Below are 15,678 nucleotides of genomic sequence, written 5' to 3' on the forward strand. Positions count from 1 at the left end.
CCACTAGGGTGCGGCCATGACCAGCACCGGACCCGAGGCCACGACCACCCACGAGGGCCCCCTGCGCGTCGAGCGCGACGGCCACGTCGAGACCTGGACGATCGACCTGCCCGAGACCCGCAACCCGATCTCGGGGCCCGACGTGGTCGCGGCGTTCGTCGAGCACACCGCCCGCGTCGACCGCGACGGCGACGTGCGGGCGGTCATCCTGACCGGCGCCGGGTCGGCCTTCTCGGCCGGTGGCAACGTGCACGAGATGGCCGAGCGGCGCGGGATGTTCTCGGGGGCGCCGTACGAGCAGCGCAACGGCTACCGGCACGGCATCCAGCAGATCCCGCTGGCGCTGCGCCGCTGCGAGGTGCCGTTCATCGCGGCCGTCAACGGCCCCGCGGTCGGCGCGGGCTGCGACCTGGCGATGATGTGCGACCTGCGCATCGCCTCCACCAAGGCGTTCTTCGCCGAGTCCTTCGTGCAGCTGGGGATCATCCCCGGCGACGGGGGAGCGTGGTTCCTGACCCGCGCGATCGGGCCCGCCCGGGCCGCGGAGATGGCGCTGACCGGCGACCGCGTCGACGCCGCCACCGCCCTGGAGTGGGGGATGGTCTCGCGCGTCGTCGAGCCCGAGGAGCTCCTCGACGCCGCCCGCGACCTGGCCGCCCGGGTCGCCAAGAACCCGCCGCACGCCACCCGGATGGCCAAGAAGCTCATCCAGGAGTCCCAGCAGCGCGACCTCGAGGGCGTCCTCGAGCTCAGCGCCGCGATGCAGGCGATCTCCCACCACACCCAGGCCCACACCGACGCGGTGCAGGCCTTCGTGGAGCGCACCCGCCGCTAGGCACTCATACTCCTCGGGTGAAGACGCCCACTACCCGCCGCGCCGCCTCCCTGGTGGCAGCGCTCGCGGTCTCGGTCCCCCTGCTCGCCACGCTGGCCACCGTGCCGGCCTCCTCTGCGCCCACTGCGCCCTCCGCAGCCGTCGGTGCGCGTGCGTCGGCGGCCCCGGACACGCCGACCATCCGCTGGCGCGACTGCGGACGCGTCGACTGCGGGCGGATGTCCGTCCCGCTCGACCACGACGAGCCCGACGGCGCCAGCATCGACCTCGAGGTGGCGCGGGTCCCGGCCCGCAAGCCGGCGCGGCGCATCGGTGCGGTCTTCGTCAACCCGGGCGGGCCCGGCGGCGGCGCGGCCGGCTTCGCGCCGTACGCCGCCAGGCTGCTCGGCCCCCAGGTCCGCAACCGCTTCGACATCGTCGGCATCGACCCGCGGGGCGTCGGCGGCAGCAGCGGTCTGCTCTGCCGCGGTCGCAGCGACGCGTCGTACCCGCGCGTGGCCTTCCCCGACACCCGCCCCCAGCGGCGCGACTGGCTGGCCTTCGACGCCACCGAGCAGCGCCTGTGCGCCAAGAAGCGGATCGTCGACCACATGAGCACCGCCGACACGGCGCGCGACATGGATCTGGCGCGCCAGGCGCTGGGCGACGAGCAGGCGAGCTTCTTCGGCGCCTCCTACGGCTCGGTGCTGGGGGCGACCTGGGTCTCGCTGTTCCCCGAGACCATGCGCGTGGCGGTCGTCGACGGCGTGCTCGACCCGGTGGCCTGGACCACCGGCCGTGACCTGCCCGACGGCACCCCCGGCTCCAGCCTGCCCTCTAGCGGGCGGCTGGGCAGCGAGGTCGGCGCCCGGGACGCCCTGGTCGCCGGGCTCGCCGAGTGCGACACCGCCGGGCGGAGCACCTGCCGGCTGGCCGGCGACGCGCTGGGCCGCTGGGACGCCGTCGCGGCCCGGCTGCGCGGCGACCGCGCGGCCGGGCGCCGCATCGGGCTGTCCTACTCCGACTTCGTGGGCTCCACGCTCGGCATGCTCTACGGCGGCGACGTCGCCTTCATCGCCGACTTCGCCTTCCGCGCCGAGCGTCGCCTCGCCCGCACCGGCGGCCGCCCGCTCTCCGGCGAGCCGGCCGAGGCCGACGCGTCGCTGGCCCGCACCGTGCGCCAGGTGCGCGAGCAGCTGGCCCGCTCGCCGTTCCCCGGCCCGTACGCCGCCGCCCCCACCGTCACCGGGCAGCGCCAGGCCGGCTCGCGCGTGTGGATCGACGGCAGCTTCCACGGGGTGCTGTGCTCCGACGGGCTCAACCCCACCGACACCGGCGCCTGGGTCGAGAACGCCGAGCGCACCCGCGCCGCGGGCGGTGACTTCGGCCCGCTGTGGTCGTGGAGCTCCTCGGCCTGCGCGGCCTGGCCGGGCTCGGGCGAGGACGCCTACCGCGGCCCGTTCACGATGCCGGGCGCCGAGCGGCTGCTGGTGGTCAGCAACCGCCACGACCCGGCCACCCCGCTGAGCGGCGCGCTGGCGCTGCAGGAGCTGATGCCGGGCTCGCGGCTGGTCACCACGGGTGACACCGGCCACGTCGCCACCGGCACCAACGACTGCGCCACCAGCGTCGTGCGAGCGGTGCTGCGCACCGCGGAGACGCCCGCCGAGGACGTCGTCTGCGCCCGCGAACGGGAGCCGTTCACGCCCTGATCCACAAAAAGACGCCCGCGATTGGTTTGCAGACGGGGTGGGCGCGGTAGTGTGTGGCTCAGCAACAGATGCAAGTTCCAGCAGGTCGACGCCAGCGGAGTTTGTGATCCAACGGCGTTTCAGCTTGTACGGGTCCTGCCAAGGTCAAAGCAAGTCGGAGCGACGTGTCACCGCATCAAGTTTGCCGGGCCGTCGAAGTGACGGTCCTCGCTTTGACTAAGGAGTACCAAGCACATGGCACAGGGCACCGTTAAGTGGTTCAACGCCGAGAAGGGTTTCGGCTTCATTGCGCAGGAGGACGGCGGCGACGACGTCTTCGTGCACTACTCGGCGATCCAGACCCAGGGCTACAAGTCCCTGGACGAGAACCAGAAGGTCGAGTTCGACGTCACGCAGGGCCCCAAGGGCCCGCAGGCGGAGAACGTTCGCCCCGTCTGATCAGGACGTCGCCGGCTCCTAGCCGGTAGCACCACGACGAGGCCCCACCCGGTGACGGGTGGGGCCTTCGTCGTGTCCGGGGCGCGTCTTGCTGAGTTTTGGCACAGAATGTGGGCCGCGGGGGTTTGTCCGGCCCGTGCGTCGGGCAGTCTGGATGGCGATGGACATCCACGAGCTGAGCGGAGGAAGAGTGCACGACCAGTTCGACGTCTCGCTCGAGGACTCCGACCTGCTCGGGGAGGTCGAGCTGACCACCAACCTGATCATCGCGGCCTCGGAGTCCGAGGAGCACCTCAGCCAGCCCGAGATCGACGACATCCTCGGCGTCGCGCTGCACCGCGACGCCTCCTGACGCCCGGCCCCGCAGCGCGGGCCCCGAAGCGGCCCTGCGGCGCCGGGCTTCCTCTCTGTTGCTTTCCTACCCTAGGGGGGTACCCTATGGTCATGGTTGAGCACCAGCACGGGTACCTGCACCGCAAGGACGACTACCTCGCCCGACTGCGCCGCATCGAGGGCCAGGCCCGCGGCCTGCAGCGGATGGTCGAGGAGGAGCAGTACTGCATCGACATCCTGACCCAGGTCTCGGCGATGACGAAGGCCCTGCAGTCGGTCTCGCTGGGCCTGCTCGACGAGCACATGCACCACTGCGTCGCCGACGCCGCCCGGGCCGGCGAGGCCGAGGGGCGCGCCAAGATCGACGAGGCCGTCGCCGCGATCACCCGACTCGTGAAGTCCTGAAGGAGCACCGCATGAGCACCCACACCAGCACCTGGACCGTCGCCGGCATGACCTGCGGGCACTGCGTCGCCTCGGTCACCGAGGAGATCGCCGAGATCGACGGCGTCGAGAGCGTCGACGTCACCCTCGAGAGCGGCGAGGTCGTCGTGACCAGCAACGCCCCGCTCGAGCGGGTCAGCGTCGAGCGCGCCGTGAGCGAGGCGGGTTACGAGCTGACGTCATGACCACCACCAGCACCACCAGCACCAGCGAGGTCGAGGTCGACCTCGCCATCACCGGCATGACCTGCGCGTCGTGCGCCAACCGCATCGAGCGCAAGCTCAACAAGCTCGAGGGCGTCAGCGCCACGGTCAACTACGCCACCGAGAAGGCGCACGTGGTCGCTCCCGGCTCGACCAGCACCGACCTGCTGCTCGAGACCGTCGCCAAGGCGGGGTACGCCGCCAGCGTGCCCGACCCCGAGAGCGACACCGACGACGCGGCCGACGAGCTCGCGGCGCTGCGCCGCCGGCTGGTGGTCTCCGCGGTGCTGGCGGTGCCGGTGGTCGCGCTGGCGATGGTGCCGGCCTGGCAGTTCGACCGCTGGGCGTGGGTCTCGCTGGTGCTGGCCACCCCCGTCGTGCTGTGGGGCGCCTGGCCCTTCCACCGCGCCGCGGCGACCAACCTGCGCCACGGCTCCACGACCATGGACACGCTCGTCTCCGTGGGCGTCGGGGCGGCGTACCTGTGGTCGGTGGTGGCGCTGGTGCTCGGCGACGCCGGGATGCCCGGCATGACGCACGGGTTCTCGTTGAGCCTGCAGCGCGGCGACGGGCTCGACGAGGTCTACCTCGAGGTCGCCGCGGGGGTCACCACCTTCCTGCTCGCCGGGCGGTGGTTCGAGAAGCGCTCCAAGCGCCGCGCCGGCGCCGCGCTCGAGGCGCTGCTGCGGATGGGCGCCAAGGAGGTCGCGCTGCTGCGCGACGGTGTCGAGACGCAGGTGCCCGCCGAGGCCCTGCGGGTCGGCGACGTCTTCGTGGTGCGCCCCGGCGAGAAGGTGGCCACCGACGGCGAGGTCGTCGAGGGCGTCTCCGCGCTCGACGTCTCGATGCTGACCGGCGAGCCGGTGCCGGTCGACGTCGGTCCGGGCGACGTGGTCACCGGGGCGACCGTCAACGCCGGCGGCCGGCTGGTCGTGCGCGCCACCCGCGTCGGCTCCGACACCCAGCTGGCCCAGATGGCGCGCCTGGTCGAGCAGGCCCAGCAGGGCAAGGCCGAGGTGCAGCGCCTGGCCGACCGGGTCTCCGGGGTCTTCGTGCCCGTCGTCATCGCGCTCTCGCTGCTGACCCTGGTCGGGTGGCTGCTCAGCGGCGCCGGCGCGACCACCGCCTTCGCCGCGGCCGTCGCGGTGCTGATCATCGCCTGCCCGTGCGCGCTGGGCCTGGCCACGCCGACCGCGCTGATGGTGGGCACCGGACGCGGCGCCCAGCTCGGCATCCTGATCCGCGGGCCCGAGATCCTCGAGTCCACCCGCCGCGTCGACACGATCGTGCTCGACAAGACCGGCACCGTCACCACGGGCCGGATGAGCCTGGTCGACGTGGTCGCCCACGGAGCGGAGGCGGGGGAGGTGCGCCGGGTCGCGGCCGCGCTCGAGCACGGCTCCGAGCACCCGATCGCCCGCGCCGTGGCCACGGCCGCGCCCCGCGAGGAGCACCCCGAGGTGAGCGGCTTCGCCAACCGTGAGGGCCTCGGCGTCGTCGGCGACGTCTCGGGGCGGCGTACGGCGGTGGGGCGCCCGGCGCTGCTCGAGGCCGAGGGCCTGTCCCTGCCCGCGCCCCTCGCCGACGCGCTCGAGGCGGCGCAGGCCCAGGGTCGCACCCCGGTGCTGGTCGGCTGGGACGGCGCGGCCCGCGGGGTGCTGGTCGTCGCCGACACCGTCAAGGACACCTCCGCCGAGGCCGTCGCGCGGCTGCGGGCGCTGGGTCTCGACCCGGTGCTGCTCACCGGCGACCACGAGCGGGCCGCCCGGGCGGTGGCCGCCGAGGTCGGCATCGACACCGTGGTCGCCGACGTGCTGCCGGCCGACAAGGTCAGCGAGGTGCGCCGGCTGCAGGAGGCCGGGCGCGTGGTGGCGATGGTCGGCGACGGCGTCAACGACGCGGCCGCGCTCGCCCAGGCCGACCTGGGCATCGCCATGGGCACCGGCACCGACGTGGCCATCGAGGCCGCCGACCTGACCCTGGTCAGCGGCGACCTGCGGGTCGCCGGCGACGCGGTCGCACTGGCGCGCCGCACCCTGGGCACCATCCGCGGCAACCTCTTCTGGGCCTTCGCCTACAACGTCGCCGCGCTGCCCCTGGCTGCCCTCGGCCTCCTCAGCCCGATGATCGCCGGCCTGGCGATGGCGCTCTCCTCGGTCTTCGTCGTCACCAACAGCCTGCGCCTGCGCCGCTTCCGCGGCGTCGTCGCTGGTTGAGCAGCGAGGGTCGAAGGCTCGAGCGTCGCCGAAACCGGGTGAGTCCATGGCGTACGGCGAGTGGTTGCGGCGGGCGCGGTGCTCACTGGGTCTCGGCGTCGCTCGTCGCTGGGGCTCCTCCCTGCTCGACCAACGGTGCTCGCCGACGTTGGTTGAGGAAGGCGCGCAGCGCCTGTCTCGAAACCGGGTGACTCCATGGCGTACGGCGAGGGGTCGCCGCCGTTGGTTGAGCAGCGAGGGCCGAAGGCTCGAGCGTCGCCGAACCGGGTGACTCCATGGCGTACGGCGGGTGGTTGCGGCGGGCGCGGTGCTCACTGGGTCTCGGCGTCGCTCGTCGCTGGTGCTCCTCCCTGCTCGACCAACGATCTCGTTGGTTGAGGAAGGCGCGCAGCGCCTGTCTCGAAACCGGGTGAGTCCATGGCGTACGGCGAGGGGTCGCCGCCGTTGGTTGAGCAGCGAGGGCCGAAGGCTCGAGCGTCGCCGAAACCCGGTGAGTCCATGGCGTACGGCGAGTGGTTGCGGCGGGCGCGGTGCTCACTGGGTCTCGGCGTCGCTCGTCGCTGGCGCTCCTCCCTGCTCGACCAACGATCTCGGTGGTTGAGGAAGGCGCGCAGCGCCTGTCTCGAAACCGGGTGACTCCATGGCGTACGGCGAGGGGTCGCCGCCGTTGGTTGAGCAGCGAGGGCCGAAGGCTCGAGCGTCGCCGAAACCGGGTGAGTCCATGGCGTACGGCGAGTGGTTGCGGCGGGCGGGGTGCTCAGTGGGTCTCGGCGTCGCTCGTCGCTGGGGCTCCTCGCTGCTCGACCAACGGAGGCGGCGGTCGTCGCTGGGGCTCCTCGCTGCTCGACCAACGGAGGCGGCGGTCGTCGCTGGGGCTCCTCCCTGCTCGACCAACGGGCGGGGTCAGCAGGTGGCGAAGAGCAGGGGGCCGTCGGAGAGGTCGCTGAGGGGGAAGGCGCCGGCGACGGGGGCGAGGTCGAGGGTGACGGTGGTGGCGTCGGCGGTGACCTCGTCGACGGTGAACCGGTCGGAGAACGCCCCGCCCTGGCCGGGGGCGGGGCCGGCGGCCAGCGCGGCGCGGGTGTCGGCGTTGGTGCGGGCCTGCTCCTCGCTCTCGAAGCCCAGACCGACCCGCAGGTCGAGCGGCGCCTGCGAGCCGCCGTCGCCGCCCTCCTCGGGCGGCAGCAGCGCCAGCACGAACCCGGTCAGCGGGTTCACCGGACCCGCCTGGGCCAGCAGCTCGTCGGCGGCGGCCTGGTCGGAGTCGCCGGCTCCGCCCATCGACAGCGCCCCGCAGGCCTGCTCGCCGGTGAGCAGCACCGCGCTGAGCGGCTGCGCGGGCAGCGTGCCGAGCACGTCGGTGACGCCGGCCGCGCTGGGCTCGTGCTCGTCGGCGGCCTCCTCGAGGCCCCGCTCGAGGTAGGCGCGCTGGTCGCTGGCCAGCAGCAGCGAGCGCTCCTCGTCGAGGGCCACGAACTGCAGGGTGGGGGTGCCGGCGGTGCCGCTGGCGGCGTTGAGCCGGGCCAGCACCTCCTCGCCGCCCTCCCACACGCCCTCGGGGGAGTCGGGACGGGTGTAACCCAGCGACTCGAGCCGGTCGCCCAGCGCCGAGGTGTCGGCGTCGTCGCCGAGCCCCACGATCTCCAGCGCCCCGTCGGGTGACTGGGCCAGCAGCTCCCAGTCGATGCTCGCCGGCGACCAGCCGAACGACTGCGCCAGCAGCGGCGCCGACTCCACCAGCCCCGAGGCGGAGGTCAGGTCGGCGTCGAAGCCCGCGTCGAGCAGGCGGCGTACGGCGTCGTCGTCGGTGCCGGTGACCCCCAGGCGCTCGCGCACCGCCGCCCAGTCGGTCCAGGTCCAGCGCTGGGTGTCGGCGGGGGCCAGCGAGACCGCCCGCTCGAGGTCGCTGCCGGGCCCGCGCCACCACCGCACCCCGACCGCGAGCACGCCGATCAGCAGCAGCGTCAGGACCGCGACCCCGGCCACGACGAGCGCGCGTCGCCGCGGGTCCACCCCGGCCGTCGAGACGGCGTCCGGCGCGGTCGCCGAGGGGCTGCTGGGCGGGCTGGTGGGGGAGCTGCTGCTCGGCTCGGGCACGGGTCGGGCTCCTCATCGCGGCGACGGTGGTGTGAGACTACGGGCATGGCAGACGTCCCGAGCCGCTCCCGTGACGTCCTCGCCGCCGGGGCCGTCGTCTTCCGGCCCGGCCGCGAGGTGCTCCTGGTGCACCGGCAGCGATACGACGACTGGTCCTTCCCCAAGGGCAAGCTCGACCCGGGCGAGCACGCGAGCACCGCCGCGGTGCGCGAGGTCGAGGAGGAGACCGGGCTGCACGTGCGCCTGGGCCCGCCGCTGCCCTCGCAGCGCTACCCCAATGCCAAGACCATGAAGACGGTCCACTACTGGGTCGGCCGGGTGGTCTCCGACGACTCCGTCGACGGCTACGAGCCGAACGCCGAGATCAGCGGCGTGCGCTGGGTGCCGGTCGACGAGGCCGCGACGCTGCTGACCTACGAGCGCGACCGCGAGCTGCTCGAGACCGCGCTGGGCCGGCGCAAGCGCACCCACGCGCTGGTCGTGCAGCGCCACGCCCGCGCCCGGGCCCGCTCGACGTGGCGCGGCGACGACCGGGAGCGCCCGCTGCAGCAGGTCGGGCGCAGCCAGGCCTTCGACCTGGTGCCCGTGCTGGCGGCGTACGACGTGCGCCGGCTGGCGACCTCGCCGGCGGTGCGCTGCCTCGAGACCCTCACGCCGTACGCCGAGACGATCGGCGCCGACCTCGAGCTCGTCGAGGAGGTGACCGAGGAGGCCGCGACCGAGGGTGCGGTGACCAAGGTCGTCACCGGCCTGGTCGAGGACCTGCACACCACCCGCCGCGGCGCGGTGCTGTGCACCCACCGCCCGGTGCTGCCGCTGGTCTTCGAGGCGCTCGGCCTCGACGACCCGGCCCTGGCGCCCGGCGAGATGGTCGTGGTGCACCTGCGCAAGGGCCGTGTGGTGGCCACCGAGCGGCACCTGCCGCACTGACCGGCCCCCCTCCGCGACCGGGGGCGGGCGCGTTCATGTGACGGCCGTCTCGTGCTGTGCCCTTCGTCGCCGAAGTGGCGGTGCGGGTTCACCGTCCGTTCACCGACGCCCACAAGGCTGGTCACTTCTGCTGCCTAGGTTCCTGTCTGTCCGTAGAACATGAGACTCCAGGAGTAGACGAAGTGACGAGCACTTCCATCCGTCGGGCGATCGTCCCCGGCATCGCAGCGCTGACCCTCGCGCTGTCCGCCTGCGGCGCAGCCAACGAGGACACCGGCAGCACCTCCGCCGAGGGCGGCGGCGACCTGTCCGGCACGCTCGCCGGCGGCGGCGCGTCCACGCAGCAGGCCGCCATGGGCGCCTGGGCGGTCGGCTTCCAGGGCACCAACCCCGACGTCACCGTCGAGTACGACCCGATCGGCTCGGGCGGTGGCCGCGAGAACTTCATCAGCGGCGCCTTCCCCTTCGCCGGCTCCGACGCCTACCTCACCGACGACGAGGGCGAGCTCTCCGACGCCAGCGAGCGCTGCGGCGGCGACGCGCCCATCCAGGTGCCCAGCTACATCAGCCCGATCGCGGTGGCCTACAACCTGCCCGAGGTCGACGAGCTGAAGCTCTCGCCGCAGACGCTGGCCGGCATCATGGCCGGCAAGATCACCACGTGGGACGACGAGGCCATCGCCGAGGACAACCCCGACGCCGACCTGCCGTCCGAGCGCATCAACGCGGTGCACCGCTCCGACGAGTCGGGCACGACCGAGAACTTCACCGACTACCTGACCACCGTCGCCCCCGACGAGTGGGACGCGGGCGTCGTGGAGACCTGGCCGACCGAGTACGGCGGCGAGGGCGCCAAGGGCACCTCCGGCGTGGTGCAGACGGTCGAGAACTCGGAGTTCTCGATCGGGTACGCCGACGCCAGCCAGACCGCCGAGCTGGGGCAGGCGCTGATCGGGGTGGGCGACGACTTCGTCGAGCCGTCGGCCGAGGCGGCCGCCAAGATCCTCGAGGCCTCGCCCGAGGCCGAGGGTGCCAGCGACACCGCGGTGATCTACGACCTCGACTTCGCCACCGAGGAGGCCGGCACCTACCCGATCGTGCTGACGTCCTACCTGATGGCCTGCCAGTCCTACGACGACGCCGCCGACGGCGAGCTCGTCAAGGCCTTCATGGAGTACGTCATCTCCGACGAGGGCCAGGACCAGGCCGCCGCCGAGGCCGGCTCGGCCCCGCTGTCGGACTCGATCCAGGAGCAGTCGCTCTCGATCATCGAGAACATCGGCTGAGGCCGTAGTTTTCACCGTGTGCCCCACCACGACGTGGTGACGAGGGGCTCGGGACCGTCCACCATGGTCCCGGGCCCCTTGACCACGCCCGGCACCACCACCGCACCAGACCAGGAGACCCACCCGTGGCGATGACCACCGAGCCCCGATCCGATCGGGACGTGACGGCGATCGACCAGTCGACCGGTCGCGTCGGCGACGTCGTGTTCGCCGGCCTGGCCCGCAGCTCCGGCCTGCTGATCATGCTGGCGCTGGCCGGCGTGGCGGTGTTCCTGGTGGTGCAGGGCTCCGGGGCCCTGGGCAACACCGGCGACGCCGTCTACGGCAAGGACAGCATCTGGGGCTACGTGTGGCCGCTGCTGTTCGGCACCCTGCTGGCCTCGGTGATCGCCATGGTCATCGCCGCGCCGCTGGCCATCGGCGTGGCTCTGATCATCTCCCACTACGCGCCGCGTCCGGTGGCCAAGACGCTGGGTTGGCTCATCGACCTGCTGGCCGCGATCCCGTCGGTCGTCTACGGGTTGTGGGGCATCAACTTCCTGGCTCTCAACCTGGTGCCGGCCTACGACTGGTTGCAGCGCAACGCCGGATGGATCCCCTTCTTCGAGGGCCCGGTGCCCAACTCCGGGCGCACGATGCTCACCGCCGGCATCGTGCTGGCGGTGATGGCGCTGCCGATCATCACCGCGATCTGCCGCGAGGTCTTCGCCCAGACGCCGACGATGCACCAGGAGGCGGCCCTGGCGCTGGGGGCGACGCGGTGGGAGATGATCCGGATGACGGTCTTCCCCTACGCCCGCTCCGGCATGATCTCGGCGGTGCTGCTCGGCCTGGGCCGTGCGCTCGGCGAGACGATGGCCGTGGCCCTGGTCCTGGCCCCGAGCCTGCTGGTCAGCTTCAACCTCATCACCGCCGAGCAGAGCTCGTCGACGATCGCGGCCAACATCGCGCTGAACTTCGGCAACGCCTCCGGCGCCAAGATCGACACCCTCATCTTCACCGGCCTGGTGCTGTTCATCATCACCTTCGCCGTCAACTTCCTCGGTCGGGCCATCGCGGTCCGCGGCGTGGCGAAGGGCTGATCACGATGACCGACACCCTCACTCCCGTTGACGACGCCTCGCCGCACTCGATGCCGCTGCAGGGCGCGCAGCTGCCCCGCTACGCCCCGGCGCTCGCCGCGGGCATCGCCGTCGGCATCGCCGTGCTCGCCGTGCTGCTGGCCGGCGTCGGCCTGGTCGCCGCCGCCCTGATCGCCTGGATCCTGTTGGCGGTCGGCCTGCCGGCCTGGTCGCGGGCGGTCGAGGGGTCGCGCAAGGCCGCCGACCGAGTGGCCGGTGTGCTGGTCTGGTCGGCGTTCGCGCTGGCGATGGTCCCGCTGGTCTCGCTCGTGTGGACCGTGCTGAGCAAGGGCCTGCCGATCCTGTCGGCGCAGTTCTTCCAGAACTCGATGCGCGGCATCCTCGGTGAGGGCGGCGGCATCTACCACGCGCTGCTGGGCACGCTGATCATCACGGCGCTGGCGACCGTGATCTCGGTGCCGATCGGCGTGCTCTGCGCGATCTACCTCGTCGAGTACGGCAAGGGCTCCAAGCTGGCCCGGGTGATCACCTTCCTGGTCGACGTGATGACGGGCATCCCCTCGATCGTGGCGGGCCTGTTCGCCTACGCGCTCTTCGTGCTCTTCTTCGGCCCCGGGGTCCGGATGGGCTTCGGCGGCTCGGTGGCCCTCTCGGTGCTGATGATCCCGATCGTGGTCCGCGCCACCGAGGAGATGCTCAAGCTGGTGCCCGACGAGCTGCGCGAGGCGTCGTACGCCCTGGGCGTGCCGAAGTGGCGCACCATCGTCAAGGTGGTGCTGCCGACCGCGGTGGCCGGCATCGTCACCGGCGTCACCCTGTCCGTGGCCCGTGTCGCGGGCGAGACCGCGCCGCTGCTGATCATCGCCGGCCTGACCACCGGGGTGAACTTCAACCCGTTCTCGGAGCGGATGGCCACGCTGCCGGTCTTCATCTTCTACGCGATCACCGAGCCCGGCATCTACGACGAGGAGATGGCCGCCTACGCCTGGGGCGCGGCGCTGACCCTGGTCACCCTCGTGATGGTGCTCAACGTCGCGGCCCGCGTCATCGGCAGCGTCTTCGCTCCCAAGACCGGGCGCTGACCCGCCTCCGGGCCTCCTGACTTCTCACCGACCCTCACCTCAAGGACACTGTTTCCATGGCCAAGAGCATCGACGTCTCCGACCTCAACATCTACTACGGCGACTTCCTCGCCGTCGAGGGCGTCAGCATGACCATCAAGGCGCGCTCGGTGACCGCGTTCATCGGCCCGTCGGGCTGCGGCAAGTCGACCTTCCTGCGTTCGCTGAACCGGATGCACGAGGTGATCCCCGGTGCCCGTGTCGAGGGCAAGGTGATGGTCGACGGGCAGTCGCTCTACGACCCCTCGGTCGACCCGGTGGCCGTGCGCCGCCAGATCGGGATGGTCTTCCAGCGCCCCAACCCGTTCCCGACGATGTCGATCTACGACAACGTGCTCTCGGGCAAGAAGCTCAACGCCAAGCGGATGAGGAAGTCGGAGTCCGACGACCTGGTGGAGAAGTCGCTGCGCGGCGCCAACTTGTGGACCGAGGTCAAGGACCGGCTCGGCAAGCCCGGCATGGGCCTCTCCGGCGGGCAGCAGCAGCGCCTGTGCATCGCCCGCGCCATCGCCGTCGAGCCGCAGGTGCTGCTGATGGACGAGCCCTGCTCGGCACTCGACCCGATCTCGACCTCGGCGATCGAGGATCTCATCCACGAGCTGAAGTCCGACTACACGATCGTCATCGTCACCCACAACATGCAACAGGCCGCCCGCGTCTCCGACGAGACCGGCTTCTTCAACCTCAAGGCCACCGGTGAGCCCGGCCAGCTGGTGGAGTTCAACTCCACCAAGCAGATGTTCACCAACCCCGACAACGAGGCCACCGAGGCCTACATCTCTGGCCGCTTCGGCTGATCCTGCGTCGGATAGTCCCTGACCTTCGACGCCCGGACACGCCGCTGGCGGGTGTGGAAGGTCAGGGACTTTCGTATGTCAGGGGCCCCCGAGGCCTTCCCTGTGGAAGAGCGGCGCACCGGTCTCGCCGTTGCGGCAGCCTCCGGGGCATGTCGCAGCAGATCGGGGTCGAGCACGGGGTGGTGCTGCCCGTGCGCGTCGACCCGCGCGGCATCGACGGCCCGACCGCCCGCGAGGCTGCCGGCCCGTGGTGGCGGCGTACGTCGCGCGGGCTCTACGTGCCCGCCCACGTCGAGGCGAGCGCGGCGCAACGCGTCGCGGAGGTGGCCTGCGTGCTGCCGGCCCGTCACGTCGCCGTCACCGGGTGGGCCGCACTGGCCTGGCGTGGGGCGCCGTACGCCGAGGGGCTGGACGCGTCGGGCGAGCCGCGGCCGGTGCCGCTCGCCGCGCCGCGCCGGCTGCTGCGACCACAGCCGTCGTTCCGCCTCTGCGAGGAGCGCTGCGACCCGCGGGAGGTCGCGCGGGTCGACGGGGTGCCGGTGAGCACGGCGGTGCGGGCGACCTGCTTCGAGATGCGCTACGCCCGGAATCTCGAGACGGCCGTGGCGGTCCTCGACATGGCCTACCTCAGCGACCTGGTCACGCCGACCGAGGTGGCGGCCTGGGTGGGGATCCACTCCAGCTACACCGGGATCGAGCAGGCGAGGCAGTGCCTGCCCCTGGCGCGGGAGAACGTGTGGTCGCCGCGCGAGACGCTGCTGCGCCTGGTCTGGCAGCGGCACCGCCCCGGCGTGGAACTGCTGGCGAACGCGCCGGTCTTCGACCTCGAGGGGCGTCACCTGGGCACCCCTGACGTCATCGACCCCGCCACCGGCGTGCTGGGGGAGTACGACGGGGTGCTCCACCTCCAGGGCAGCCGCCGGGCCAGCGACGTGAGACGCGAGGGCGACTTCCGTGCCCACGGGCTCGAGCCGGTGGTGATGGTCGGCGCCGATGCCAGGGACCTCCGCCACGTCGTGGGTCGCCTGCACGAGGCCTACCTGCGCGTCGCCGAGCGGGACGTCTGGCTGGCGCGCGGGCGCCGTACTGACAGCGGGTGATCCTCGCCGCGCCCGGGGATAGTCCCTGACCCTCCACACCTCGCATCGGCGTGTCCCGGTGTGAAAGGTCAGGGACTATCCAGACCGGGGCCTGCCCCGCGGGTCAGGGCAGCTGGAAGACGTAGTGCGAGAGCCAGTAGAACGTGGCGGCGACCAGCCCGGCGGCGGGGAAGGTGAGCACCCAGGCGGTGACGATGGAGCGGGCCACGCCCCAGCGCACGGCGGAGAAGCGCTTGGTGGCGCCGGCGCCCATCACCGCGGAGGTGATGGTGTGGGTGGTGGAGATGGGGGCCTCGAAGACGAACGCGGTGGTGTAGAGCACGCCGGCGGCGACTGTCTCGGAGGCGAAGCCGCGGGCGGGGTCGAGGGCGATGATCCGCCGCCCCAGGGTGCGCATGATCCGCCAGCCGCCGGCCCAGGTGCCGGCCGAGATGGCGGCGGCGGCGGCGATGATGACCCACACGGGCAGGTCCTCGTCGGCGCCGGCGTACCCGCCGGTGACCAGGGCCAGGAAGATCACGCCCATCGTCTTCTGGGCGTCCTGCAGGCCGTGGCCCAGCGCCATCGCGGCGGCCGAGACGGTCTGGGCGATCCGGAAGCCGCGCTGGGTGCGGTGCGGGTTGCGGCGCCGGAAGATCCACATGATCGCGAGCATCAGCGCGAAGGCGGCCGCGAAGCCGAAGAGCGGCGAGGCGACCATCGGGATCAGGATCTTGTCGACGATCACGTCCCACTTGACCACCGAGCCCGAGGCGACGGCCGCGCCGACCAGGCCGCCGATCAGGGCGTGGGAGGAGGAGGAGGGCAGGCCGTAGTACCAGGTCAGCAGGTTCCAGGCGATCGCGCCGAGCAGGCCCGACATCACGATCACCAGGCCCGCGGTGCCGGCCTCGGGGGTGATCACCGAGCCGACGGTGTTGGCGACCTCCTGGCCCAGGAAGGCGCCGATGAAGTTCATCACCGCCGCCATCCCGAGGGCCACGCGCGGGGTCAGGGCACGCGTCGACACCGAGGTGGCGATGGCGTTGGCGGCGTCGTGGAAGCCGTTGGTGTAGTCGAAGACCAGGGCGACGACGACGACCGCGATGACGATCGCGAGGGTCAA

General features: G+C 72.4%; 15 protein-coding genes. 13 read left to right on the forward strand and 2 right to left on the reverse strand.

The window, feature by feature from the left end; genetic code table 11:
• Positions 1-16: 16 nt before the first annotated feature.
• From ABKW28_RS06410 to ABKW28_RS06440, 7 genes are all read left to right on the forward strand, one after another.
• Positions 17-835 (forward strand): crotonase/enoyl-CoA hydratase family protein, encoded by an 819-nt coding sequence (locus ABKW28_RS06410; RefSeq protein ID WP_193669919.1) that lies wholly within the window; start codon positions 17-19, stop codon positions 833-835.
• 17 nt (positions 836-852) lie between these two features.
• Positions 853-2,526 (forward strand): alpha/beta hydrolase, encoded by a 1,674-nt coding sequence (locus ABKW28_RS06415; RefSeq protein ID WP_348607408.1) that lies wholly within the window; start codon positions 853-855, stop codon positions 2,524-2,526.
• Positions 2,527-2,760: 234 nt separating this feature from the next.
• The gene (locus tag ABKW28_RS06420; RefSeq protein WP_056863399.1) at positions 2,761-2,964 is read left to right on the forward strand and encodes a cold-shock protein; all 204 of its coding nucleotides are present in this window, start codon (positions 2,761-2,763) and stop codon (positions 2,962-2,964) included.
• Between the two features lie 160 nt (positions 2,965-3,124).
• Positions 3,125-3,316 (forward strand): hypothetical protein, encoded by a 192-nt coding sequence (locus ABKW28_RS06425; RefSeq protein ID WP_193670032.1) that lies wholly within the window; start codon positions 3,125-3,127, stop codon positions 3,314-3,316.
• A gap of 92 nt (positions 3,317-3,408) precedes the next feature.
• Entirely contained in the window at positions 3,409-3,702 is a 294-nt protein-coding gene (locus ABKW28_RS06430; RefSeq protein ID WP_193669917.1) for a metal-sensitive transcriptional regulator, read from the forward strand.
• 11 nt (positions 3,703-3,713) lie between these two features.
• On the forward strand, positions 3,714-3,926 hold the full coding sequence (locus ABKW28_RS06435; protein ID WP_341231164.1) for a heavy metal-associated domain-containing protein: 213 nt from the start codon (positions 3,714-3,716) through the stop codon (positions 3,924-3,926).
• Entirely contained in the window at positions 3,923-6,160 is a 2,238-nt protein-coding gene (locus ABKW28_RS06440; protein ID WP_348607411.1) for a heavy metal translocating P-type ATPase, read from the forward strand. Before ABKW28_RS06435 ends, ABKW28_RS06440 begins: the two co-directional genes overlap by 4 nt.
• Positions 6,161-7,063: 903 nt before the next feature.
• Here ABKW28_RS06440 and ABKW28_RS06445 read toward each other — a convergent pair.
• Positions 7,064-8,257: a hypothetical protein gene (locus tag ABKW28_RS06445; RefSeq protein WP_348607414.1), complete on the reverse strand. Its 1,194-nt coding sequence runs from the start codon at positions 8,255-8,257 to the stop codon at positions 7,064-7,066.
• 45 nt (positions 8,258-8,302) lie between these two features.
• Between ABKW28_RS06445 and ABKW28_RS06450 the strand changes: the two genes are divergently transcribed.
• From ABKW28_RS06450 to ABKW28_RS06475, 6 genes are all read left to right on the forward strand, one after another.
• Positions 8,303-9,187 carry an NUDIX domain-containing protein gene (locus tag ABKW28_RS06450; protein WP_348607417.1) on the forward strand — a complete coding sequence of 295 codons (885 nt, stop codon included), beginning with the start codon at positions 8,303-8,305 and terminating at the stop codon, positions 9,185-9,187.
• A 182-nt stretch (positions 9,188-9,369) separates the two neighbouring features.
• On the forward strand, positions 9,370-10,473 hold the full coding sequence (gene pstS / locus ABKW28_RS06455) for a phosphate ABC transporter substrate-binding protein PstS (protein ID WP_348607423.1): 1,104 nt from the start codon (positions 9,370-9,372) through the stop codon (positions 10,471-10,473).
• A gap of 161 nt (positions 10,474-10,634) precedes the next feature.
• A complete protein-coding gene (pstC, locus tag ABKW28_RS06460; RefSeq protein WP_348607426.1) occupies positions 10,635-11,555 on the forward strand; it encodes a phosphate ABC transporter permease subunit PstC in 921 nt (306 codons plus the stop codon).
• Positions 11,556-11,560: 5 nt separating this feature from the next.
• Positions 11,561-12,637: a phosphate ABC transporter permease PstA gene (gene pstA / locus ABKW28_RS06465; RefSeq protein WP_348607428.1), complete on the forward strand. Its 1,077-nt coding sequence runs from the start codon at positions 11,561-11,563 to the stop codon at positions 12,635-12,637.
• Positions 12,638-12,693: 56 nt separating this feature from the next.
• On the forward strand, positions 12,694-13,473 hold the full coding sequence (gene pstB / locus ABKW28_RS06470) for a phosphate ABC transporter ATP-binding protein PstB (RefSeq protein WP_193669910.1): 780 nt from the start codon (positions 12,694-12,696) through the stop codon (positions 13,471-13,473).
• A 149-nt stretch (positions 13,474-13,622) separates the two neighbouring features.
• Complete coding sequence (locus tag ABKW28_RS06475; RefSeq protein ID WP_348607431.1) at positions 13,623-14,573, forward strand: hypothetical protein; 951 nt, start codon at positions 13,623-13,625, stop codon at positions 14,571-14,573.
• A gap of 103 nt (positions 14,574-14,676) precedes the next feature.
• Here the strand turns inward: ABKW28_RS06475 and ABKW28_RS06480 are convergent, their stop codons facing one another.
• A complete protein-coding gene (locus ABKW28_RS06480) occupies positions 14,677-15,678 on the reverse strand; it encodes an inorganic phosphate transporter (RefSeq protein WP_348607434.1) in 1,002 nt (333 codons plus the stop codon).

Source organism: Nocardioides sp. 31GB23, from assembly GCF_040012395.1.
Lineage (GTDB): Bacteria > Actinomycetota > Actinomycetes > Propionibacteriales > Nocardioidaceae > Nocardioides > Nocardioides salarius.